Genomic DNA, 23,678 nt, shown 5'->3' with positions numbered 1-23,678 from the left:
CTGCAAAATATTGTCCCGGCGCGGGGTCAGTCCCGGCCACTATCCTACAACGATATGTATGTGGTTTCAGGGTAGCGTTCAAACCCCCATTTCGCCTGACGCATCCATTTCCCGCACAAACAGGCGGGCCGGGAAACACCGTGACAATTGCCCTGCGCCTGTGGGACTTCTATATGGCCTGAAACAAAACGGGAGCGCACCAGATGACCACCGCACGCGGCAATGAACACGAACCGGGCTGGACTGCGGCGGAATTCGCCCTGCCCGACACGAACGGAACGCTGTGGTCGCTGGGCGATCTGCGCGGTGTGCGCGGGCTGGCCCTGTTCTTCATCAGCAATCACTGCCCCTATGTCGTTGCGATGGCGGAACGTCTGGCCACCACCGGCGCGCAACTGCACGAACTGGGCTACGGCGTCGCGGCGATCTGCTCCAACGATGCGCAGGCCTACCCGCAGGACAGTTTCGAGAACATGGGCGCGTTCGCTGCCCGGTACAGTTTTCCCTTTCCCTATCTGCATGACGCCGAGCAGAGCGTGGCACGCGACTATGGCGCGGTGTGCACGCCGGACATCTTCGGCTTCGATGCGATGCTGAAACTGCGCTATCGCGGCAGGCTCGACAGCGCCGGGCGCGATCCGGCCGACGCAGACACCCGCCCCGAGTTGATCGAGGCGATGCACCACGTCGCCCTGACCGGCCACGGCCCCGAGGTTCAGCACCCCTCCGTCGGATGTTCGATCAAGTGGCGGGCCGCGTGAACTTTCGCCTGATCTTCGACCTGGACGAAACCCTGATCGACAGCGTGCCGTCCCTGACGGCTGCGGCGAATGTGATGTTGGGCGAGCTTGGCCGCGCCCCGGTTGAGCCCGCACGATACAAGTCGTTCGTCGGCCACGGAATGCGCCAGCAGGTCAAGCGTGTGCTGGAGGCGACAGGCGGCGTACCCGGCGGCGACCTGCGCCCGCATCTGGCCCGCATGATCGCGATCTACGGGGCCGATCCCCTGCGCGGCACCGGGGCCTATCCCGGTGTCAGCGAAACCCTGCACAAACTGGCCGAACAGGGCTGCCAGATGGCCGTCTGCACGCAAAAGCCCGAGGCACAGGCCCGTCAAATCCTGCAAGGTTTGCACCTGATGCCGCCCATTCAGGGTCTGACCGGGGGCGGAACGCTGGACGTGCTCAAACCCGATCCCGCGATGTTGCATCATGCGGCAGCGCAGCTTTCGGCCGATGGACCGGTGGTGATGGTCGGGGATCGGGACGTGGATGCGCAAACGGCAGCCAATGCGGGGGCGCGGTTCGTCCTGTTCGCGCCTGACGGACAACAGCCCGCCTTCGCGACGGATGCAACCTTTTCCGACTGGGCCGATCTGCCTGCCGTGCTGTCTGATCTGCACGCAAAGTCCGACCTACAGGTGCAAACATGATCCGGGCGCGTCCTCTGGTTCAGTCCGGGCCGATGCCCGCCGACGCATTGCCGCTGGCCGGAGGGGGGCTGTGGTTCCGCGAAGTCGAGGTGCTGACACGCGGCGGCCCGTCCCGCTTCGCGGCGGCCTCCACCCTGCCCGACGACCTGATCGACCGCCTGACGCGTCCGCGTGCGCCCATCGGCGCGATGGCCCTGAACCAGCCGCGCATTATGGGAATACTCAACGTTACGCCCGACAGCTTCTCGGACGGGGGGCGAAATCAGGGGGATGCCGCCCTGATCCACGCGCGGCAGATGCGCGATCACTGTGCCGACATTCTGGACATCGGCGGTGAGAGCACCCGCCCCGGTGCCACGCCTGTGACGCTGGAGGAGGAACGCGCCCGCGTCCTGCCCGCGCTGGATGCGATCCGCGCCGACGGCATCGACTTGCCGATCTCCATCGACACGCGCAAGGGGGCGATTGCCCGCGAAACCATGGCCCGCGACCCCAGAACACGGGGCGCGAACCTGTTCAACGACGTCTCCGCCCTGACCCACGATCCCGCGGCCCCCGATGCGGCCCGCGAACTGGGCGTGCCGGTCTGCCTGATGCACGCACAGGGTGACCCGCAGACCATGCAGCAGGCCCCGCACTACGACGACGTGCTGCTGGACGTCTACGACTGGCTGGACAGGCGCATCCGCGAGCTGGAGGCGCACGGCCTCAACCGCGAGCTGATGCTGGTCGATCCCGGCATCGGCTTTGGCAAGACGCACGACCATAACCTGACCCTGATCCGGGGCTTGAGCCTGTTTCACGGGCTGGGTTGCGCCATCCTGTTCGGTGCCTCGCGCAAACGGTTCATCGGCACCCTGACAGGGGAGCAGATCGCGGCCCGGCGCGATCCCGGCAGCCATGCCGTCATGATTGAGGCGGCACGTCAGGGCGCGCAGATCCTGCGCGTTCACGATACGAAGGGCGCAGTTCAGGCGCTGCGCGTCTGGTCCGCCCTCAACCTGCCCGCAGATCGGGACGACACTACAATATCGGAAAGGCATCCGCGATGACCAGAAAACTCTTCGGCACCGACGGTGTACGCGGCCGCGCCAATCAGGGCAACATGACGGCCGAGATGGCGATGCGGCTGGGCATGGCCGCCGGCACCTATTTCCGCAACGGCGATCATGCGCACAACGTGGTGATCGGCAAGGACACACGCCGCTCCGGCTACATGCTGGAAACTGCGATGACCGCCGGGTTCGCGGCGGTGGGCATGTCCACGCTGATGCTGGGACCGCTGCCGACGCCTGCTGTGGGGATGCTGACCCGCTCCATGCGCGCCGATCTGGGGGTGATGATCTCCGCCAGTCACAACGCTTTTGAAGATAACGGCATCAAGTTCTTCGGCCCTGACGGGTTCAAACTGTCCGATGAGGCGGAGTTGGAGATCGAGGCGCTGGTCCGCGACCTGCCGCCGCTGGTTCCTCCGCGTGATATCGGGCGGTCCAAACGGGTGGATGACGGCGTCGGGCGCTACGCCGAATTCATCAAGACCACGATCCCGCGCGATCTGCGCCTGAACGGCCTGCGCATCGTTCTTGACTGTGCCAATGGCGCGGCCTACCGCGTGGCACCGCAGGTGCTGTGGGAACTGGGGGCGGAGGTCATTCCGCTGGGCGTGCAGCCCGACGGCTATAACATCAACCTCGATTGCGGCTCGACCGACACGCGCCGTGCGTCAAAGGCGGTCGTGGAATACCGCGCGGATATAGGCCTGTGTCTGGACGGCGATGCGGATCGCATCATCGTGCTGGACGAAACGGGTGAGGTGGCGGACGGCGACCAGATCATGGCCCTGATCGCGAAACGCCGCCTGTCGCGCGGCGATTCGCTGGTCAGCACCGTCATGTCCAACCTTGGGCTGGAGCGCTATCTGGCCAAGAGCGGCATCGGCCTGACCCGCACCAAGGTGGGCGACCGCTATGTGGTACAGGAAATGCGCTCCTCGGGCCACCGGCTGGGCGGGGAGCAATCGGGGCATATCGTCCTGCTCGACCACGTGACCACGGGCGATGGTCTGCTGGCGGGGCTGCAAATCCTCGCCGCTCTGGTGGAAAGCGGGCAGGCTGCCAGCAAGCTGCTGCACGTCTTCGACAAGGTGCCGCAACTGTTGGAGAACGTGAAGTTCACCCCCGGAACAGAACCGTTGCAGGCCGAGGCCGTCACCTCCGCCATGGCGGAGGGTGAGAGCCGCTTTGGCGACAAGGGCCGTCTGGTGATCCGCGCGTCGGGCACGGAACCGCTGATCCGCGTCATGGGTGAGCATGAGAACCCCGAATTGCTGCGCGAGGTGGTCATGGATATCGCCGCCGCCGTCAAGAACACGAAGTGAACGAAAACAGGAGGATACATCATGGACTTGGGACTCAAGGGTAAGAAGGCCATCGTCTGCGCCAGCTCCAAGGGCTTGGGCCGTGGCTGCGCAGAGGCCCTCGCCGCCGCAGGTGTCGATCTGGTCTTGAACGCGCGGACTGCCAGCACGCTGGAGGAAACAGCCGACGCGATCCGCACGGCGCATGGCGTCAACGTGCAGACCGTCGCCTGCGATATCACGACCGAGGAGGGCCGCGCCGAAGTGCTCTCCGTGCTACCTGATCCCGACATTCTGGTCAACAATGCCGGTGGCCCGCCCCCCGGCCTGTGGTCCGACTGGGAGATCGACGATTTCGAGAAGGCTCTGCACGCCAACATGCTGACCCCAATCATGCTGATGAAGCACACCCTGCCCCACATGATCGACCGAGGCTGGGGCCGTGTGGTCAACATCACCTCGCAAAGCGTCAAGGCACCGATCCCCGCGCTCGGCCTGTCAAACTCCGCCCGGGCCGGTCTGACCGGCTACGTCGCGGGGACCTCTCGCCAAGTAGCGGAATATGGCGTGACCATCAACAATCTGCTGCCCGGCATCCACGCCACCGACCGCGCGCAGTCGCTGGACGGCGGTGTGGTCAAGGCGCAGGGCATCACGATGGAGGAAGCACAGAAGCAACGTCAGGCCACCATCCCGGCCCGTCGCTATGGCACGCCGCAGGAATTCGGTGCAGCCTGCGCGTTCCTGTGTTCGGTCCATGCGGGTTTCATCGTCGGGCAGAACATTCTGCATGATGGCGGCGGCACGAACGCTACGATCTGACGCGGGCGCATAGGCCCTGCCGGCAACCACCGGCAGGGATATTCCCCTGCGCTACGCGGGCGGGCGGCAGGGGCTGTATCCTATCGCAGGGTTGCCGTGACCTGAACGCATTGCTATCTGCGGTGGGAACCTGACGAATTTGCTAGGATACCCCGTGCCCACCGCGCAGCCGAGACTGGAAATGACCGACCTCAGCCGCGATTACGATGGCACGCGGGTGGTCAGCGACCTTACGCTCAGCCTGATACCGGGGGAGGTCACGTGCCTGTTGGGCCCGTCGGGATGCGGAAAATCCACGACCCTGCGCATGGCCGCCGGAGTGGAGGGGCCGACCCACGGCACCGTTCATATCGACGGCGAACTGGTCGCAGATGCGTCTTTCTGCATTCCACCTGAAAAACGCTCCGTCGGATTAATGTTTCAGGACTTCGCGCTGTTTCCGCATTTGGACGTGACGCACAACGTGGCCTTCGGGTTGAGCGGATCGCGGCAGGGCAAGCTGGATCGGGTGCACGAACTGCTCGATCGTGTCGGGCTGGCGGGATATGGCGACAAGTATCCGCATCAATTGTCGGGGGGGGAACAGCAGCGCGTCGCCCTGGCCCGCGCACTGGCCCCGCGCCCGGCGATCATGCTGATGGATGAGCCGTTCTCGGGCCTCGACAATCGCCTGCGCGACGGCATCCGCGACCGGACGCTTGAGATCCTGCGTGAGGAAGGCGCCGCCGTGCTGCTGGTCACGCACGAACCGGATGAGGCGATGCGCATGGCGGACAAGATCGCCCTGATGCGCAAGGGGCGGATCGTACAGCTCGGCGCGCCCTACACCATCTATACCAAACCGGTGGACCGGCAGGCGGCGGCCTTCTTCTCGGATGTGAACGTGGTTCACGGTGTGGTCGGCAAAGGTCAGACCGACACGCCCTTCGGTCCGTTCCTGACCCCCGCGCTGGTTGACGGCGCCGATGTCGAAATCGTGTTCCGCCCGCAGCATTGCCGCCTCGACTTTGACCGGCCCAACAGCCCGGTCCGTCCGACGGTGGAGCATGGCGTTCCGGCGCGCGGCATGGTGGTCCGCGCCCGGTTCATGGGCAATCAGAGCCTAGTGGAGTTGGCTATGGACCATGACGGATCGCTGCTCAAGGCGGTGGTGCCCGGTGTCTTCATGCCCCCCGTGGGCACCCCGCTGGTCATGTCGCTGCGCCGGGACCATGCACATGTGTTTCCCTGTCTTACGCAAAGCCGGGTGGACGATCCATGGAACACGTCCGCCTGACCTTCGGACAATGAAATCGGCGCAGGGAAATCGGGGATTTAACGGTTCAGCAGCGCCTCGAACCAGGCGGCCAGCGTCTCCCGCCGCAGGTCTGCGGGCGCGGGCATCGTGTCCAGCACGATCTTGGAGGGGGCCCAGATACAGATCAGCCCCTTGCGCAAGGCCCAGTCGAGTTCCGTTCGCGTGGCAACGACAGTGCACCGCGAATCATCGGCGGCAAAGGCCCACGCGCCCTGATCATAGGCCAGAAGGGCGATCCGGCGCGCGGCTTCGCCTGCGGGATCGGTCGCCACCGCACCCATTGGCGGTACGCACAGGACCGTGGGACCGGACACCGCATCCAGCGCGGCGCGATCGTCGGCGCACGATACGGCGGGGATCGGTGCATCGTCGGGCAGCGGCGCACGGGCCCGTATCGGCACAGCCGCCACCCCCTTGCGCATCCGAACGATTTCCACGCCCAAGGCACCGGGAATGCGGTCGAGCTTCTCGATCCGGACAAAGACGCGGATCGCCCGCCGGTCGGTCAGGCACCGCTCCGCCACCCGCTCCGCCAGGGTTTCCAGCAGGTTGATACGTTCGGCCCCCAGCTGATGCTCGATGGCCTGAACGATGGTGTCATAGCTGATGACCTTGTCCACGTCGTCATCCTGCGCCGCGACATGGGCTGCGACCTCCAGCACCACGTTGAACCGGATGCGCTGGGTGACGCCACGCTCGGACAGGAAGGCGCCGATCTCGACGTCACGCACGTAGTCCCGCACGGAAATACGGTCATGCGGTTGATCGCCCGCCGTCGCGGCAGCCCGGACATGCGGCAATTCGAAGGCGATTGCGGTCTCATCGGTCATCTGACGGCTCTCCATCATGTGTGCGCCCCCGCTACCGTGTCGGGCGGGTTGCCACAACCTCTAACGCTGCCGCGACGCGATGCAGGTCGGTTCGGGGTGGTTTGTCGTTCGGAAACGACACCGGGGCGGCGCAATCTGGTTCTTCTTGACAATATGGTGACACGACGACAGGTTCTGAACCGACCGCGCATCTGTTGCGCGTTTTTTGATACACCCTATATACTCAATATGAGTATAATGGAGAAGCGGGAGACAGCCATGTTCCTCAACGCACAGACCAAGGCCGATGCGGCCCGCGCCGAGCTTGCCGCGCATTACGATCTGGAACCGTCCGAGGCGGCGGTGCGCGACACCGATGCGCAATATCAGGTGGTCAAGGACGTGATCCCCGCCCCCGACTGGATGCGCTTCGCCCCCTATGTGCGGGCGATTAACGCGCTGAAGAAGGAGACGGACGCCGTCGTTCTAGCCCACAACTACATGACTCCCGAGATCTTCCACGGGGTCGCGGACGTGGCCGGCGACAGCCTGCAACTGGCGATCGAGGCGACGAAGGTTCGCCAGCAGACGATCATCCAGTGCGGTGTGCACTTCATGGCCGAAACGTCCAAGATCCTGAACCCGCAGAAAACCGTGCTGATCCCCGACAGCCGCGCGGGCTGTTCGCTGGCCTCATCCATTACGGCAGCGGATATCGAGAAGATGCGCGCCGATTATCCCGGTGCGCAGGTCGTCAGCTACGTCAACACCACCGCCGCCGTGAAGGCCGCGTCCGACATCTGCTGCACCTCGTCCAACGCGCTGGCCATTGTCGAGGCGCAGCCCGGCGATACCGTTATCATGACACCCGATGGCTATCTGGCACAGAACATCGCGGCCCTGTCCTCCAAGCGTGTGGTGTATTGGGAGGGCGCGTGCATCGTTCACGAACAATTCACGGCGGAGGAGCTGCGCGCCTACCGCGACTCCTATCCCGGCGTTGCGATCATCGCGCATCCCGAATGCCCCCCCGACGTGGTGGCGGAGGCGGACTTCACAGGCTCCACCGCCGGCATGATCCAGTGGGTCAAGACCAACAAGCCGCCCAAGGTGGTGATGGTCACCGAATGCTCCATGTCCGACAACGTCGCCGCCGAAACGCCCGAGGTCGATTTCGTACGTCCCTGCAACATCTGCCCGCACATGAAGCGGATCAGCCTTGAGAACATCCTGTGGTCGCTGCATTCCGGCACGGAGGAAGTCACCGTGGACGAGGCCCTGCTGGAACCCGCCCGTCGCGCGGTCGAGCGCATGATCGAAGTCACGAATTCCTGAGCCGCGCGATGTTGAAAACACTGACCCTTCTGGCCGCTCTGGCCCTGCCCGGTGCGGTGCTGGCCTGTCCTGCGCAACCCTTGCCAGATGGGGCGCAGGCCGATCTGCCGCGCGATGGCAGCCACGATACCGCGCTTTTCAGTCTGGCGCTGGCGCATCACGTCAATGTGGAGCGCTGCGCCGAGGGCTTGTCGCCCATCGCGCCGATTCCGGGGCTGAACGCGGCGGCAGCGGCGCATTCGCGGGACATGGCGCAATACGACTTCTTCGATCATGTCTCACCCGTTGAGGGGCGGGAAACGCTGACGGATCGCCTTTCAGTCACCGGCGTATCGCTCAGCCGGATCGCGGAGAATCTCGGCCAGACCTTCGTGGTGGATTACGAGCCTGGGCGCGAATACCGCGTTGTGGATGCTGAGAACTGTGAGTTTACCTATAATTTCGGCTCGGGTGTCACGGACAAGCTCGGCTCCGTCGTGGGGCGGCGTGCGGAACTTCTGGACTATCGCACCTATGACAGTGCGGCGCAGGCAATCGTCGCGGGATGGATGGCCAGCCCGCCGCACCGGCGCAACATGCTCGACCCGGCCTTTACCCGGCACGGCGCCGGGTTCGCGATAACCGATGCGGACACACTTTGCGGGCGCATCCTCGCCACGCAGGTCCTGATCAAATAGCCCCGACGGTGGAGCCTCGCCCATGACCCAGAACGTCCTCGAAGCGGCGGGAACGCTGATCATCGGCGCGGGCCTTGCGGGGCTGTTCACCGCGCTCAAGCTCAGCCCGCGTCCTTGCACGGTGCTGTCGCCCGAACCCGTCGGTGTCGGCGCGTCCTCCGCCTGGGCGCAGGGCGGCATCGCGGCGGCGGTCGGTCTGGGCGATACGGCGGAGGCACATGCCCGCGACACCGTGCTGGCCGGTGCCGGTCTGGTGGATGAAGATATCGCCCTCGGCGTCACGTCCGAGGGGGCAGCGCGCATTTTCGACCTGCTCGACTACGGCGCTCCGTTCGACCGTGACAGTGAGGGGCGCCTGCTGCAATCCAAGGAGGCGGCGCATTCCACCAACCGCGTGGTGCGCGTCTCGGGCGATCAGGCGGGCCGTGCGATCATGGATGCGCTGATCCGCACCGCGCGCGATACGCCGTCCATCACGTTGCTGGAGGGGGTGGTGGTCGATGACCTCGCCACACGCGACGGTCAGGTGGTTGGCGCCTTCGCACGCCAGATCGCGGATCCGATGGCCGCGCCGATCTACATTTCCGCGCAGGAGGTCGTGCTGGCTACAGGCGGCATCGGCGGGCTCTACGCCGTATCGACCAATCCCGGCCGGGTGCGCGGTCAGGGGCTGGGCATGGCGGCGCGGGCCGGGGCGACCATCGCCGACACCGAGTTCGTGCAGTTCCACCCCACCGGCATCGCCGTGGACCGTGATCCCTGCCCCCTCGCGACGGAGGCTTTGCGCGGCCACGGTGCAACCCTGATCGACGAGAATGGCCACCGTTTCATGTTCGACATAGACGCGGCGGGGGAGCTTGCGCCGCGCGATATCGTTGCCCGTGCCATTCATGCCCGCACCAGCACCGACCGACCTGTATTCCTCGATACACGTCAGGCCGTGGGCGCGGCGATCTACGAGGAGTTTCCCACCGTCGCGCAGTATTGCGTCGAAGCGGGCATCGACCCGGCCACGCAACCGATCCCGGTGCGGCCCGCGCAGCACTATCACATGGGCGGCATCCTGACCGATGCACGCGGGCGATCCTCCCTGCCCGGCCTGTGGGCCTGTGGCGAGGTTACTGCGACCGGGCTGCACGGCGCGAACCGTCTTGCCTCGAACTCCCTGCTGGAGGCCGTCGTCTTCGCCGCGCGTATCGCGGAGGATATCGCCCCCTTGCCCATGACCGCCGATCAGGACGCTACGCAGGCCATACCGTTGGAGCCTCCGCTGCACGGCCCCGGTCCACGTCAGGACCCGCATGAGGCCGTGGCCACCCTGCGCGATGTCATGGATCGCCATCTGGGCGTCGTTCGCACGGCCGAGGGGATGCGTACCGCCCTGCGGACCATTGCCGAGTTGGAGGAAACGCATGCCCCCGGCTCCCGCGCGTTTCTGAACATGACCACTGCCGCCACCCTGATTGCCGCCGCAGCCCTGCGCCGCACCGAAAGCCGGGGCGGTCATTTCCGCGACGATTTCCCCGACACCGATCCGGCACAGGCGCACCGCACCTTGATCACTCTGGCGCAGGCCCTGGCGATCCGCGCCGCCGCCTGAGGTTGTTTTACCCTGCCTGTTCGGCGCGTGGGGACGAACTCTACCTTGCAATGACGCCAGTTCCTTGCAGTGTAGGTGTACGGGCCCGCAAAAGGCTCCAAGCAAATCTCAGGGAGACGACATATGATGCGTCACAGCATGAAACTGTTCCTCGCGGCGACGACCGCTGCAACCTTCGCCTTCGGCACCGCTCAGGCGGAGGAAGCGGACTACATCCTTGCCACCGCCTCCACCGGCGGCACCTATTATCCGGTCGGTGTCGCCCTCTCGACGCTGGTCAAGGTCAAGCTTCAGCCGGGTCAGGGCATCGGCATGTCGGCCATTTCCTCCGCCGGGTCGGGTGAGAACGTCCGCCTGCTGCGTGAGGACGAGGCGCAGTTCGCGATCATGCAGGGCCTCTACGGTTACTACGCGGCGACCGGCACCGGCCCGCTGGAGGAAGTCGGCCCGCAATCGAACATGCGTGCCGTGTCCATGCTGTGGCAGAACGTCGAACATTTCGTCGTGGACAGCGATATTGCGGAGACCGGAACGATTTCCGATCTCGTAAATGCGACCGGCTCGTCCGTCGCACTCGGCGCGCGCAACTCCGGCACCATCGGCTCGAACGCCGCCATCCTGGGCGGTCTGGGCGTCGATATCTATGAGAATTACGATCTGGTCGAGGGCGGCTACGGCCCGTCGGCCGAGGCATTGCAGAACGGTCAGGTCGTGGGCATCTCCACCCCCGCGGGCGTGCCGGTTGGCGCGATCAGTCAGCTGTTCGCCTCCGCCGGTGATGGTGTGACCTTGCTGAACTTCACGCCCGAACAGATGGCCCAGGCCGACGATGAGCGTGAGTTGTGGACCGAATATGTAATCGAGGCCGGCACATATCCCGGTCAGGCGGAGACTGTCACCACCATCGCGCAGCCGAACTTCCTCGCCACGCAGGCCTCCCTGCCTGAGGAGAACGTCTACCTGATTACCAAGACGATCTACGAGAACCTCGCCTTCCTGCAGGCGATCCATCCCGCAACCTCGGTGATGTCCATCGAGAAGGCCATTGCGGGTCTGCCCCTGCCGCTGCACCCCGGTGCAATCCGGTATTACGAGGAGGTCGGCGTCACCATTCCCGACCGCCTGCGTCCGCAGGGCTGATCCCGCGCACATGACTTGAACGGCTGGCCACCCCGAGACCATTCGGGGTGGCTGCCATCACAGACCTCCTCAGACAGGACCCATCCATGACAGACAGCATCCCCGGCGAAGTCGTGACCGTCAGCCCGACACGGGAACTGACCGGCCCGCTCAACATGCTCGCCGTTGCCGTTTGCCTGATCCTGTCCGTGGGGCACCTTTATCTGGCGCTGTTCCCGGTGATTTCGGAGTTCGAGCGCAACGTCTTCCACTTCGCGGGTTTCGCGTTTTTGGCGGCACTGCTCTATCCGGTGATCCCCCGCGACAGCCTCAAGAAAAGCCGCGCGGCCATCGCCAGCGACATCACGCTGGGCCTGATCGCCGTTGCCGGGGCCACGTGGATGGCACTGGCCGAGGATGCGATCTATGCGCGAGGCGTCAATTTCGCACCGATGGACTGGATCGCAGCCATCGCAACCATCGTGGCTGCCACGGAACTGACGCGCCGCGTCTCAGGTCTGGTGATTCCGATCCTGATCGTGCTCAGCCTGACCTATGTCGGCTGGTGGGGCAGCATCGTGGGGGGCGTCTTCTCATTCCGCGGGCTCAGCTGGGAAACCGTGCTGTTCCGCTCGATATATGGGGATGACGCGATCTTCGGGACCATCGCGCGGATCTCTTCGACCTATGTGTTCCTGTTCATCATTTTCGGCAGCTTCCTGATCCGCTCGGGCGCGGGCGAGTTTGTCATCGACCTGGCCCGCGCCATCGCGGGCAAGCTGGTCGGGGGGCCGGGCCTCGTCGCCGTGATTGCGTCGGGCCTGACCGGCACCATCTCAGGCTCCGCCATTGCCAACACCGCCTCCACCGGCGTTATCACCATTCCGCTGATGAAGCGCGCAGGCTTTCCCGCCAAATTCGCCGGCGGGGTGGAGGCCGCCTCCTCGACCGGGGGCCAGTTGATGCCGCCGATCATGGGCGCGGGGGCCTTCGTGATGGCCAGCTTCACCCAGATTCCGTACGAGACGATCGTCGCCGTCGCGGCCCTGCCCGCGCTGTTGTATTTCCTGACCGTGGCGTTCTTCGTACGGATCGAGGCGAAGCGCCACGATCTGGCCCCCATGCCGTCCGAGGGCACAACATTGTGGAGCGCGGTGAAAAGCGGCGGTGCCTCGTTCATCATCCCCATCGGCGTGCTGATCTTCCTGCTTGTCTCCGGCTTCACCCCCACCTATGCCGCCGTGATCGGCATCGGCGCTGTGATCGCGTCCAGCTGGCTGACCCGGAATCCGATGGGGCCAAAGGCGGTGTTCGAGGCGCTGGTCATGGGCGCACGCTCCATGGTCATGACGGCCGTTCTGCTGTGCGCCGTGGGACTGGTGGTCAACGTCATCACCACGGCGGGCGTGGGCAATACGTTCAGCCTGATGATCGCGGACTGGTCGCAGGGCAACCTGTTGCTGGCCATCGTGCTGGTCGCGCTGGCCAGTCTGGTGCTGGGCATGGGGTTGCCGGTGACGGCGGCCTATATCGTGTTGGCGACCCTGTCCGCCCCGGCGCTGGCGGGCATGATCTCGGACCGGGTGGTGGTCGATCTGATCGCAAACGGCGAGTTGCCGATGGGCGCGCAAGCCTTGTTCATGCTCTCCGCCCCTGAAATCATGCCCCTGCTCGGCGCGCCGATGCCCGTGACCGAAGCGCGTGAGATCGTCGGCGCCCTACCGTTGGAGGTTGCCGCCCCCCTGCGCGATCTGGTCGTCCCGGCCGAGGCCGCATTGGCCGCCCTGCTGTCAGCGCATATGATCATCTTCTGGCTCAGCCAGGACAGCAATGTCACGCCGCCCGTGGCCCTGGCCGCGTTCACCGCCGCCACGATCGCCAAATCGCCGCCGATGGCGACCGGCGTAGCGAGTTGGAAGCTGGCCAAGGGCCTCTACATCGTGCCGGTTCTGTTCGCCTATACGCCGTTCCTTTCGGGCAACTGGGTGGATGCGCTCTACGTGTTCTGCTTCGGCGTGGCGGGCACCTACGCGCTGGCCGGTGCGCTTCAGGGCTGTATGGAACGGCGCATGGGGTTGGGAATGCGGGTGCTGGCGGGCGTGGCCGGACTGGTCTGCCTATGGCCCACCGGCGTGGTTCTGAACGTCGCCGGCGCCGCCGCCGTCGTCGCATTGATCGTGTTGAACGCGCGGGGCCTGCCCTTCTTTGCCAAGGCGAAGGCGGCCTAGGGGCGCATGACCCGCACATCCACCGGCATCACGAAGCCGTCGAAATAGAACGAGATCGCCACCTCCCCCACCGGGGGGGAGTCGAGATCCTCGAACCGCAGGAACAGGCCCCCGTGCATCAGGTCCAGCGCATTGCCAGGTTGCAGCGCGATCTCGAAAAGCTCCTCGGTGATATCGTCATGCGTGGCGAAGATATATCCGTCCTCACCATCCGGCCCGTCGGCACCCAGCAGGGTGATCGGCACATCGCCGATATTGTAGACGATGCCGTGAATATCCCACGCCCCCTGCGGCCCGCGATGCAGTTCGGCATTCACCACGGACACGCCAATCTCCTGCGCCGCAGCCATGCCAGCCAGCAGCGTGAGGATCAGCGCCCCCGGATATGCGGATCGAGCGCGTCGCGAAGTCCGTCTCCGACATAGTTCACCGACAACACCGTCAGCGACAGCATCAGTCCGGGCCAGATCACCCGGCTGGGCGTCAGCGTCATGAAGTTCGCGCCGTCGAACAACAGACGCCCCCAGGTCGGAAAATCGCTGGGAAAACCGAGGCCGAGAAAGCTGAGCGCGCTTTCCGTGATGATTGCCGTCGCGATGCCCAGCGTCGCGGACACCATGATCGGGCTCAGAACATTCGGCAGAACATGCCGCAGGATGATCCGGTGCGCAGGCGTGCCGATGGAACGCGCGGCCAGCACGAACTCCCGTTCCTTCAGCGCCAACACATCGCCGCGCACGATCCGAGCGGTCTGCATCCACGACGTGATCCCGATAATGAAAACGATCAGCAGGAAGATCCCCGCCTCCGGCCCGAAGGCTTTGCGCAGCGTATCGCGGAACAGCATGATAATAACAAGCAATAACGGCAGGATAGGTAAAGCCAGAAACAAATCTGTCACACGCATCAATATCCCGTCGAGCCTGCGGAAATACCCGGCAAGCACGCCCACCAATGTGCCGAAGAACATCGCAATGGCCATCGCCGTGACTCCGACGAGCAGCGAGACCCGCCCGCCTTGCAGCACCTGCGCGAACATGTCCCGGCCAAGATTGTCGGTTCCCATCGGATGCGCCAGGCTCATCCCCTGATTGCGAGCCCGAAAATCGCTGTAGGTCGGATCAATCGTATGAATGAACGGGCCGAAGCTGACGCCCAGCACGATCACCAGAAACACTGCCAGCCCCGCCATCGCGCCGCGGTGGGCGGTAAACTGGCTCCACACGTCGCGCAACAGGGTGCGGGGACGCTCCTCCACCTCATCGACCACAGTTTGGGCGAAGATACGGTCCTGATCACTCATAGCGAATCCTCGGGTCCAGAATGCCGTAGAGGACATCGGCGATAAGGTTGAACAGCACGATCAGCACCGCAAAGATGAAGGTCAGCGTCTGCACCAGCGGAATATCGGCCCCCTGAATACCGATGATCAACAGCTGCCCGATGCCGTTCACGCGGAAGATCTGCTCCGTTATGATCGCCCCGCCAAAGATCGTGGGAATGTTCAGTGCAATCACCGTAACCACCGGGATCATCGAGTTGCGCAGAACATGGATCATGACCACCACCCGCTCCGTCAGACCCTTCGCACGGGCGGTGCGCACGTAATCCTGTTGCAGATTGTCGAGCATGGAGGCCCGCATATACCGGCTCAACTGCGCCGCCGTCGCCAGTGCCAGAACCATAGTCGGCATGATCATCTGCTTGATCTGAAACACGAAACTGTCCCAACTGTCGATCACGTGGTTGGTGTCATAGATCGACGGAAACCATTGCAGATGCACGGAAAACAGAACGATGAACACCAGCCCGGTAAAGAAGGTCGGGATCGAGAATCCGACCATGCTGACAAAGGTGCCTATCTGGTCGAACCACGAATATTGCTTGTATGCGGAGATGACGCCGATCGGCACCGCGATCACGATGGCGATCACCTGGCTCATGCCGACGACCCATAGGGTTTGCGGCATCCGCTCGATGATCAGATCGACCACCGGGGATCGCGTCGCCCATGAGGTGACGCGCATCCGCTCCCCATCGCCTAGGGTCCAGCCGGTCCACCCCTCGATCAGATTGAGCGGTTCGTTGATGAAAAACTGTTTGAGCCACAGCAGATAGCGGATCGGAAACGGCTCGTCCAAACCCAGTGAGGACCGGATCTGCGCCCGCACCTCGGGTGAGATGGTCAGAGGCAGGTTTCCGGTCGGATCGCTGGGGGCCAGGTCCAGGATCGCGAAGATAATAAAACTGATGGCCAGAAGCGTCGGGATCGCGAACAGCAGTCTGCGGATTGTAAATGCGAACATCGACGCCTCGGGGTGATAGCCTTGAAAAACAGGGGGGTGGAGCGGCGATGCATCGCCGCTCCTGCTTCGCGCTTATTCGGCGCGGGTCCAGTCCGCGATGTTCCACAACTCGCTGTCCCACTCGTTCATCAGGACGCCCTCCAAGGAGTTGGAATGGGCCGAGACGCCGCCACGGTGCACCAGCGGAATGATCGAGCCGCTGTTCATCAGCATGTCGTTCATCTTGATCGCCAGTGCCGCGCGATCCTCCAATGCGGCGGTCTGGCCGAACTCGACGACCAGCGCGTCATATTCCTCGGAACAGAAGCGCTGCATGTTCGAGCCCTGCCACTGCGTTTCGGGTGAGGGGATTTCGGCGCAGGCCCAGTTGCCCATGTACCGCTCCGGATCGGTGCCATCGAAATTGTTGGTATACATCTCGATATCGGCAAAGAACTTCTGGAACGTATCGGGTGAGGAAGGATCGCCGCCGAAGAATACCGAGCCGTCGATATTGCGCAGCTCCGTCTCGACCCCGATCTCCTCCCACATCTGCTTGACCAGCGCCTGCGTGCCTTGGCGGACGGAGTTGGTGGAGGTCTGGTAGAGTATGCTCAGACGCTCGCCGTCCTTGGTCCGCACGCCGTCATCGCCCATGACCCAACCGGCCTCATCCAGCAGGCGGTTTGCCTCATCGGGGTCGTAGTTCAGGCACCAGTCGTTGTTGGTGGATGCATAGATCGCCGGCGCGGGCAGCACGTTACAGGTCGGCTGACCGGAGGAGCCATAGCCCGCCTCGACCAGAATTTCCCGGTCAATGGCCAGTGACAGCGCCCGGCTGACATTCGGGTCTGTCAGGAACGGGTGCGGATGCGCCACCGTGGCCCGCTCATCCCCCAGTTCAGGGTCGGGATCGGTCTGATTGACGTGCATCCGCTCCACCGAAGTGCCGAAGGCCGACACGACTGTGCCCTGCCCTGCTGCTGCCATCTGGTTCAGGATTTCCGGCTCCACCTGAAGGTTCCAGGCGTAATCGAACTCACCCGTTTCCAGAACGGACCGCGCCGCCGATGCCGCATCGCCACCGCCCTTGAGGTTCAGTGTCGCGAAGGCAGGCTTCATCGGGTCGCGGTAATTCTCATTCGCGACGAAGCTTGCGACGTCGTTCGCCTTGAAATCGGTAACGACAAACGGCCCGGTGCCGATGGGGGCGAAGTTCGCATCCGTACATGTCGGTGCCGCCGCGCCCAAGCAATCTGCGAATTGCGCCGCTTGGATAACGGGCGATTGCGCGCCGACGAACGGGCCGTAGGGGAACGGCTTGGGCACGCTGAAGGTGATCTTGATCGTTCGGTCGTCCACCGCCTCGACGCTTTCCACATCGTTGTAATTGGAAAGCTGCGCGCAGCCGGATTCCGGATCGGTGCAATACTGCCAGGTGAACACCGCGTCCGCAGCCGTCAATGGCGTGCCATCGGACCACTTGATGCCCTCGCTCAGCGTCCAGGTGATCGTGGTCAGATCCTCGGACACGCCGCCATTGTCCACTGTGGGAATTTCATCCACCAGAAACGGCACCATTGTGCCCGTCTCGTCATACCGGGCCAGCGGTTCGATCACGAGGCTGGAGGCCTCCAACTCCTTCGTGCCGCCAGACAGATAGGGGTTCAGCAGAGAGGGCGCCTGCCAGTAGATGATGTTGAGGTGACCGTCCGTGGCACGGCCCTCATGGGACTCGGCGTGGGCGGAACCGGCGGCGACCAACGCGGTCGCGGCCATCAGGAAACCGATCTTTTTCATTGGGTCTCTCCTTGTTGGACATTATCATTTTTGTTTTCGCGCAATATACTTGCGTCTTGCTCTTCATCCATCAGATGACATGCGACAAACCGCCCCGGCATATGCTCGACAAATGCTGGCGACACCTCATGGCAGACCGGCATTACCTTGGGGCAGCGCGTGCAGAAGTTGCAGCCCTTCGGCGGGTTCGCCGGGCTGGGCACGTCGCCCTCCAGAATGATCTGTTGGCGCGTAGCCTCCACCACGGGATCCGCGACGGGAACCGCGCTCAGTAATGCCTCGGTGTAGGGATGGCGCGGATCGGAATACAGCGCATCGCGCGGGGCAAGCTCCACGATCTTGCCCAGATACATCACCGCCACCCGGTTCGCGAGGTGACGAACCATGCTCAGATCGTGGCTGATGAACAAATAGGTCAGGCCCAGATCGCGCTGCAAATCCTCCAGCAGATTGACCACCTGCGCCTGTATGGAGACATCCAGCGCCGCGATCGGCTCATCACAGACAATGAACCTGGGGTTCAGCGCCAGGGCGCGCGCAATGCCGATCCGCTGCCGCTGACCGCCCGAGAACTCGTGAGGATAGCGGCTGGCGAACGCCCGGTTCAGGCCGACCGCGTCCATCAACTCCCGCACCCGGACGTCACGTGCGTCGCGGTCCATATCGCTATGTTCGCGCAACGGTTCCGCGATGATCGAGCCGACAGTCATGCGCGGGTTCAGGCTGGCCTGCGGATCCTGAAAGATCATCTGCATCTGCGGCCGGGCACGGCGCAGCTCCGCACTGCCCAGCGATGCCACGTCCACCCCGCCGATCCGCACCGATCCCGCCGTCGGATCGTAAAGCCGCAGGATCGCGCGACCGGTCGTGGACTTGCCGCAGCCGCTTTCCCCGACCAGGCCCAGAGTCTCCCCCTGCATGATATCGAAGCTCAGCCCGTCCACCGCCTTCACGGCGCCGACCTTGCGGCGCAGAATACCGGCGTGGATGTCGAAATGCATGGTCAGGTCGCGAACTTCGACCAGCGGCTTGATCGGCGCCATCTCAGACATGGCGCATCTCCCCGGTTTGCGGATCCCACCAGCAAGCGACATCATGGCCGCCGCCGACCTCAATCCGCTGGGGGTTTTCCGTCAGGCACCGCCCGAACGTATGTGCGCAGCGCGGCGCGAAGGGGCAGCGATCCGGCGCCCCCCCTAGCGAGGGCGGCTGCCCCTCGATGGTTCGCAATCGTTCGGACCGGGCACCCGTCACACTTGGCAAGGTTTCCAGCAAAGCGCGGGTATAGGGATGCTGCGGGCGGGCAAACAATTCACGCACCGGCCCCTGCTCGACGATCTGACCAGCATACATCACGATCACGCGGTCCGCGATACCAGCGACCACACCCAGATCATGGGTGATCCAGACAATCCCCATATCGAGCTTCTGTCGCAGATCGCGCACCAAGGCGATGATCTGCGCCTGAATGGTCACGTCCAGCGCCGTGGTCGGTTCATCCGCAATCAACAACTTGGGGTCACACGCCAGAGCAATGGCGATGACCACCCGCTGACGCATACCGCCGGAAAACTGGTGGGGATAATCCTGCAACCGCCGGGCGGCATCGGAAATGCCGACCAGGCTCAACAACTCCGCCGCACGAACCCTGGCCTCGGCCCTGCTCATGTTCATATGCTTGCGCAAACGTTCCGTGATCTGGCGACCAACGGTGAACACCGGGTTGAGAGAGGTCATGGGATCCTGAAACACAAACCCCACATCACGCCCGCGCAATCGCAGCAGTTCCGCCCGGTTCATCGCGCGCACGTCGCGCCCCTGGAAAAGGACCTCCCCGCCGACAATCTCAGCCGAGCGGGGCAGCAGGTTCATCAGGCTCATCATCGTGACGGACTTGCCCGAGCCGCTTTCGCCGACAACGCCCACCAGTTCACCCGGCGCGACCGAGAACGAGACCGAATTCACCGCGTGAACCGCGCCGGATCGTGTGTGAAATACGGTCTTCAGCTGCGCTACATCCAGTAGCGGTGCGATGGTGTCGCGCATGTAATCCCCATCTGCGATCGTTCTGTTCACACTCTCACGGCATGATTTTGATCGCCTGTCGATCAAACTAGACGACGATTCCCATTTTGGCGCAAGGGGCGATACGCCTGCTTGACGCCGGTTCGGCAGCGGATCAATCTCCGACCGGAACACAACCGAAAGGTCAGGGATGGCAGATCATTACACCGCACGGCAGATGCTGGAACGTCTGGTCGCGATCCCGACGATCAGCAGTGACAGCAACCTGCCGCTGATCGATTTCGTGGCCGATTACCTGACGCAGCACGGGGTTGAGACGCATCGCACCTATGACGACACCGGAACCAAGGCCAGCCTGCACGCCCTGATCGGCCCCCCGGTCGCGGGCGGCGTGATCCTGTCTGGCCATACGGATGTCGTTCCGGTCGAAGGGCAGGACTGGACCACGGATCCCTTCACCCTGAAGGAGCGCAACGGAAAGCTTTACGGGCGCGGCACCTGTGACATGAAGGGTTTTGTGGCCACCGCGCTTGCCGCTGTGCCGGACATGCTGAATGCGAACCTGACCCACCCGATCATGTTGGCTCTGAGCTATGATGAGGAGGTCGGCTGCCTCGGCGCGCCGCCGATGATTGACCGGATCACCGCCGAACTGCCCGCCGCGCGGGCCTGCATCGTGGGCGAACCCTCGATGATGAAACTGGTGGATGGGCATAAGGGCTCCATCGGGTTGAATGTGCATGTCCACGGGTTCGAGGTGCATTCCTCGCTGGTCCATACCGGCGTGTCCGCCGTGATGACCGCCGCCCGCCTGATCACCTGGATGCACGACACAATGCAGGCCAACCGCGCTGCCGCCCCCTCGGACACCGGATTCGAGCCGCCGTGGACGACACTGCACGCCGGGATCATCCATGGCGGCACCGCGCACAACATCACCGCGAAGGACTGCACCTTCGTGATCGACATCCGCGTCGCTCCGCATGAGAGCGTCGATGAATGGGAGGACCGCTTCCGCGCCAAGGCGGCGGAACTGGAAGCAGAGATTCAGCAGATCCGCCCCGAAGCATCCATCCAGATCGAGCGTCGCGGCCGCGTTCCCGGCCTGTTGCCCGAAACCGACGGCGCGGCGGAGGCGCTGGTCCGCCGTCTGACCGGCGACAATTCCACCGAGAAGGTCTCCTACGGCACCGAGGGCGGTCAATTTCAGGAGCGCGGCGTCTCCACCGTCATCTGCGGCCCCGGTTCCATCAAGCAGGCGCACCAACCCGATGAGTTCCTGAGCCTCGAACAATTGGCGGAGGGGGAGCGTTTCATCGCTCGCCTGATCGCGGAATTGCAGGATTAACCTTTCGGGCGCGCTGCCGCCTCTATCCACCGCAGCGCAGCCGCTCAGTTAGCGCGCCGCCACGTCGAGGGACAGCGCATGGATCGGCCCGGCCAGTTCCTCCTTCAACGCGGCATTTACCCGCCGATGGGCGGCAACTCTGCTCAAGCCGTCGAGCGCAGCGGCGCGCATGACCACGTGAAAATGGCTCTGCCCGCCATCAGGCGCACCGGCATGACCGGCGTGAAGATGGGATTCGTCCACGACCTCCAACCGGGTGGGATCAAAGGTTTCCTGCAATTTCAAACTGATACGATCTGCCACACGCAAAACTGATCTCCTTGGGCTCTGCGGCTCTTCACCTCCGCTGGGATAAGTCTAAACTCTCGTCTCCCGACTCGGAAGTAGTCCCGGCAGGAGAGATTTGGCATGGCCCGTAACAACCCGTTCGATTTTGACATTTCCGTCGGCGCAGACAAGCGACGGCGCGCGAAATCGCGTGGTCAATCGGGCGCCGTCAACACGTCCACGAAACCCTGCGACAGCCCCGGCTGTCAGGAAAAGGGCCTGTATCGCGCACCTAAATCCCGCGAAAGGCTCGAAGAATTCTTCTGGTTCTGCAAGGAGCATATCCGCGAGTACAATCAGAAATGGAACTTCTTCGAGTATCATACCGAGGAGGAATTCGACGAGCAGCTCGAAAAGGACCGCGTAGGTGAACGGCCCACATGGTCGTTCAAGACCGGGGCCGAGAAGGCAAAAACCGCCTCCCACACCGAGGGGCGCGCCTGGGCCCGCTTCGGCTTCGACGATCCCATGCAGGTGCTGGGCGAAAACGCCACGATGAATCCCGCCAGCGCCCCCAACCGCCCCCGCAAGCGCAAGCTGCCCCCGACGGAGCGTAAGGCCCTCGACATCCTCGGCGCGGAGGACACGTTGACCAAATCCGAATTGCGCAAGGTTTACAAGAGTATGGTCAAGGATCTTCACCCTGACATGAACGGCGGAAAGCGCGACGACGAGGATAAGTTGCAGGAGGTCGTCTGGGCCTGGGACCAGATCAAGGTTTCGCGATCCTTCCCCGAATAACCTTTCGCAAACCTGCATCACGTAAAAAGGGGCGCCACATGGACGCCCCTTTCTTCTGTCTTCAAATATCCAAATTCCATCTTAATCCGCGAACGGATCCGTGACCAGAATGGTGTCCTCCCGCTCGGGTGAGGTGGACAGCAGGGCCACGGGGCAGCCGATCAGCTCCTCGATGCGGCGCACATATTTGATCGCCTCGGCAGGCAAGTCCGCCCAGGACCGCGCACCGCCGGTCGAGCCTTTCCAGCCCGGCATCGTCTCATAGATCGGTTCCACCCGCGCCTGCTGCGCCGCGGCGGTGGGCAGATGGTCGAGCACCTCGCCGTCCAGCCTGTAGCCGGTGCAGATCTTCAACTCCTCCAATCCGTCGAGCACGTCGAGTTTCGTCAGCGCGATCCCCTTCACGCCGCTGGTCGTACAGGTCTGGCGCACCAGAACCGCGTCGAACCAGCCGCAGCGGCGGTCGCGTCCGGTGACGGTGCCCTTCTCACGACCCACGGTCGCCAGATGGGTGCCGACCTCGTCGTTCAGTTCGCACGGGAACGGCCCCTCACCCACGCGAGTGGTGTAGGCCTTGACGATGCCCAGCACGAAACCGACCGCGCCCGGCCCCATGCCCGATCCGGTCGCGGCCATGCCCGCCAGGGTGTTTGATGAGGTGACATAGGGATAGGTGCCGAAATCAACGTCGAGCAGCGCGCCCTGCGCCCCCTCGAACAGGATGCGGTTGCCGGCCTTGCGCTTCTCAGCCAGAATCTTCCAGACGGGGGCGGCAAATTGCAGGATGCTGGGCGCGATTTCCAGCAGGCGAGCCTTCAGTTCCGCACGGTCGATCGCCTCCGCTCCCAACCCGATGCGCAGCGCATCGTGATGCGCCAGCAGCCGGTCCAGACGGTCGTCGAGCGTCTTTTCATCCGCGAGATCTGCGACGCGGATCGAGCGGCGGCCCACCTTATCCTCATAGGCGGGGCCGATGCCGCGCCCGGTGGTGCCGATCTTGGCCTTGCCCGCCGCGTCCTCACGCATCTTGTCGAGGTCCTGATGGACCGGCAGGATCAGGGGCGTATTTTCCGCAATCATCAGATTGTGCGGCCCGACGGTGACGCCCTGCCCCGCGATCTTGTCGATCTCGGCCATCAGCGACCACGGGTCCAGCACCACGCCGTTTCCGATCACACCCAGCTTGCCATCGCGCAGAATGCCGGAGGGCAGCAGCGACAGTTTATAGACAGTGCCGTCGATCACCAGCGTGTGACCGGCATTGTGCCCGCCCTGAAAGCGCACGATCACATCGGCCCGCTCGCTGAGCCAATCGACGATCTTGCCCTTGCCCTCATCGCCCCATTGGGCGCCTACGACGACGACATTGGCCATATCATTCTCCTTGGCTGTTACGGTGGCGGTATAGCGTCGGATGCGCCGGGGGGGAACCGCAAATAGCAGGTGCGATCGGCCGATGTTCCCTGTACGGTCCCAT

The 23,678-nt window shown here is 63.9% G+C and carries 22 protein-coding genes; 13 read left to right on the top strand and 9 right to left on the bottom strand.

Features of this window, described 5'->3' with window-relative positions; translation table 11 throughout:
* The first annotated feature begins 203 nt into the window (after positions 1-203).
* From G8E03_RS09500 to G8E03_RS09475, 6 genes are all read left to right on the top strand, one after another.
* The gene (locus tag G8E03_RS09500) at positions 204-761 is read left to right on the top strand and encodes a thioredoxin family protein (protein WP_166191025.1); all 558 of its coding nucleotides are present in this window, start codon (positions 204-206) and stop codon (positions 759-761) included.
* The gene (locus G8E03_RS09495; RefSeq protein ID WP_205793051.1) at positions 734-1,432 is read left to right on the top strand and encodes an HAD-IA family hydrolase; all 699 of its coding nucleotides are present in this window, start codon (positions 734-736) and stop codon (positions 1,430-1,432) included. The genes G8E03_RS09500 and G8E03_RS09495 overlap by 28 nt, the downstream gene beginning before the upstream one ends.
* Complete coding sequence (gene folP, locus G8E03_RS09490) at positions 1,429-2,484, top strand: dihydropteroate synthase (RefSeq protein WP_166191021.1); 1,056 nt, start codon at positions 1,429-1,431, stop codon at positions 2,482-2,484. The genes G8E03_RS09495 and folP overlap by 4 nt, the downstream gene beginning before the upstream one ends.
* A complete protein-coding gene (gene glmM / locus G8E03_RS09485; RefSeq protein ID WP_166191019.1) occupies positions 2,481-3,809 on the top strand; it encodes a phosphoglucosamine mutase in 1,329 nt (442 codons plus the stop codon). Before folP ends, glmM begins: the two co-directional genes overlap by 4 nt.
* Positions 3,810-3,830: 21 nt before the next feature.
* The gene (locus G8E03_RS09480; RefSeq protein WP_166191017.1) at positions 3,831-4,610 is read left to right on the top strand and encodes an SDR family oxidoreductase; all 780 of its coding nucleotides are present in this window, start codon (positions 3,831-3,833) and stop codon (positions 4,608-4,610) included.
* Positions 4,611-4,791: 181 nt separating this feature from the next.
* Positions 4,792-5,886, top strand: a complete 1,095-nt coding sequence (locus G8E03_RS09475; RefSeq protein WP_166191015.1) for an ABC transporter ATP-binding protein — start codon at positions 4,792-4,794, stop codon at positions 5,884-5,886.
* A gap of 38 nt (positions 5,887-5,924) precedes the next feature.
* On the opposite strand, the gene G8E03_RS09470 is transcribed toward G8E03_RS09475, so the two are convergent.
* Positions 5,925-6,737: a dihydroneopterin aldolase gene (locus G8E03_RS09470; RefSeq protein WP_166191013.1), complete on the bottom strand. Its 813-nt coding sequence runs from the start codon at positions 6,735-6,737 to the stop codon at positions 5,925-5,927.
* A 258-nt stretch (positions 6,738-6,995) separates the two neighbouring features.
* Between G8E03_RS09470 and nadA the strand changes: the two genes are divergently transcribed.
* The 5 genes from nadA (at position 6,996) to G8E03_RS09445 (ending at position 13,675) form a co-directional block, all read left to right on the top strand.
* On the top strand, positions 6,996-8,051 hold the full coding sequence (nadA, locus tag G8E03_RS09465) for a quinolinate synthase NadA (protein ID WP_166191011.1): 1,056 nt from the start codon (positions 6,996-6,998) through the stop codon (positions 8,049-8,051).
* A gap of 8 nt (positions 8,052-8,059) precedes the next feature.
* Positions 8,060-8,728, top strand: coding sequence for a CAP domain-containing protein (locus G8E03_RS09460; RefSeq protein WP_166191009.1), 669 nt, complete (start codon positions 8,060-8,062; stop codon positions 8,726-8,728).
* Between the two features lie 22 nt (positions 8,729-8,750).
* Entirely contained in the window at positions 8,751-10,328 is a 1,578-nt protein-coding gene (locus G8E03_RS09455; protein WP_166191007.1) for an L-aspartate oxidase, read from the top strand.
* A gap of 123 nt (positions 10,329-10,451) precedes the next feature.
* Complete coding sequence (locus G8E03_RS09450; protein ID WP_166191005.1) at positions 10,452-11,468, top strand: TAXI family TRAP transporter solute-binding subunit; 1,017 nt, start codon at positions 10,452-10,454, stop codon at positions 11,466-11,468.
* A gap of 86 nt (positions 11,469-11,554) precedes the next feature.
* Positions 11,555-13,675, top strand: a complete 2,121-nt coding sequence (locus G8E03_RS09445; protein WP_166191003.1) for a TRAP transporter permease — start codon at positions 11,555-11,557, stop codon at positions 13,673-13,675.
* On the opposite strand, the gene G8E03_RS09440 is transcribed toward G8E03_RS09445, so the two are convergent.
* The 6 genes from G8E03_RS09440 to G8E03_RS09415 form a co-directional block, all read right to left on the bottom strand.
* Positions 13,672-14,001, bottom strand: coding sequence for a hypothetical protein (locus G8E03_RS09440; RefSeq protein ID WP_166191001.1), 330 nt, complete (start codon positions 13,999-14,001; stop codon positions 13,672-13,674). The genes G8E03_RS09445 and G8E03_RS09440 overlap by 4 nt on opposite strands.
* A gap of 44 nt (positions 14,002-14,045) precedes the next feature.
* Complete coding sequence (locus G8E03_RS09435; protein ID WP_240910317.1) at positions 14,046-14,978, bottom strand: ABC transporter permease; 933 nt, start codon at positions 14,976-14,978, stop codon at positions 14,046-14,048.
* Entirely contained in the window at positions 14,971-15,981 is a 1,011-nt protein-coding gene (locus G8E03_RS09430; protein WP_166190997.1) for an ABC transporter permease, read from the bottom strand. The genes G8E03_RS09435 and G8E03_RS09430 overlap by 8 nt, the downstream gene beginning before the upstream one ends.
* Positions 15,982-16,053: 72 nt before the next feature.
* Positions 16,054-17,760: a peptide ABC transporter substrate-binding protein gene (locus G8E03_RS09425; RefSeq protein ID WP_166190995.1), complete on the bottom strand. Its 1,707-nt coding sequence runs from the start codon at positions 17,758-17,760 to the stop codon at positions 16,054-16,056.
* A complete protein-coding gene (locus G8E03_RS09420; RefSeq protein ID WP_283811439.1) occupies positions 17,757-18,812 on the bottom strand; it encodes an ABC transporter ATP-binding protein in 1,056 nt (351 codons plus the stop codon). Before G8E03_RS09420 ends, G8E03_RS09425 begins: the two co-directional genes overlap by 4 nt.
* The gene (locus tag G8E03_RS09415; protein WP_166190993.1) at positions 18,805-19,806 is read right to left on the bottom strand and encodes an ABC transporter ATP-binding protein; all 1,002 of its coding nucleotides are present in this window, start codon (positions 19,804-19,806) and stop codon (positions 18,805-18,807) included. The genes G8E03_RS09420 and G8E03_RS09415 overlap by 8 nt, the downstream gene beginning before the upstream one ends.
* Positions 19,807-19,975: 169 nt before the next feature.
* Between G8E03_RS09415 and argE the strand changes: the two genes are divergently transcribed.
* Complete coding sequence (gene argE / locus G8E03_RS09410; protein ID WP_166190991.1) at positions 19,976-21,133, top strand: acetylornithine deacetylase; 1,158 nt, start codon at positions 19,976-19,978, stop codon at positions 21,131-21,133.
* Positions 21,134-21,181: 48 nt separating this feature from the next.
* Here the strand turns inward: argE and G8E03_RS09405 are convergent, their stop codons facing one another.
* Positions 21,182-21,436, bottom strand: a complete 255-nt coding sequence (locus tag G8E03_RS09405; protein WP_347340514.1) for a BolA family protein — start codon at positions 21,434-21,436, stop codon at positions 21,182-21,184.
* Between the two features lie 105 nt (positions 21,437-21,541).
* Here G8E03_RS09405 and G8E03_RS09400 point away from each other — a divergent pair, with 105 nt between their 5' ends.
* The gene (locus G8E03_RS09400) at positions 21,542-22,201 is read left to right on the top strand and encodes a J domain-containing protein (RefSeq protein ID WP_166190987.1); all 660 of its coding nucleotides are present in this window, start codon (positions 21,542-21,544) and stop codon (positions 22,199-22,201) included.
* Between the two features lie 81 nt (positions 22,202-22,282).
* Here the strand turns inward: G8E03_RS09400 and G8E03_RS09395 are convergent, their stop codons facing one another.
* On the bottom strand, positions 22,283-23,575 hold the full coding sequence (locus tag G8E03_RS09395) for an adenylosuccinate synthase (protein WP_166190985.1): 1,293 nt from the start codon (positions 23,573-23,575) through the stop codon (positions 22,283-22,285).
* Between the last annotated feature and the right edge of the window lie 103 nt (positions 23,576-23,678).

The organism is Pontivivens nitratireducens (assembly GCF_011290545.1).
GTDB lineage: Bacteria > Pseudomonadota > Alphaproteobacteria > Rhodobacterales > Rhodobacteraceae > Pontivivens > Pontivivens nitratireducens.
The sequence above is the reverse complement of the archived record's forward strand: the minus strand, read 5'-3'. Positions and strand labels throughout refer to the sequence as shown.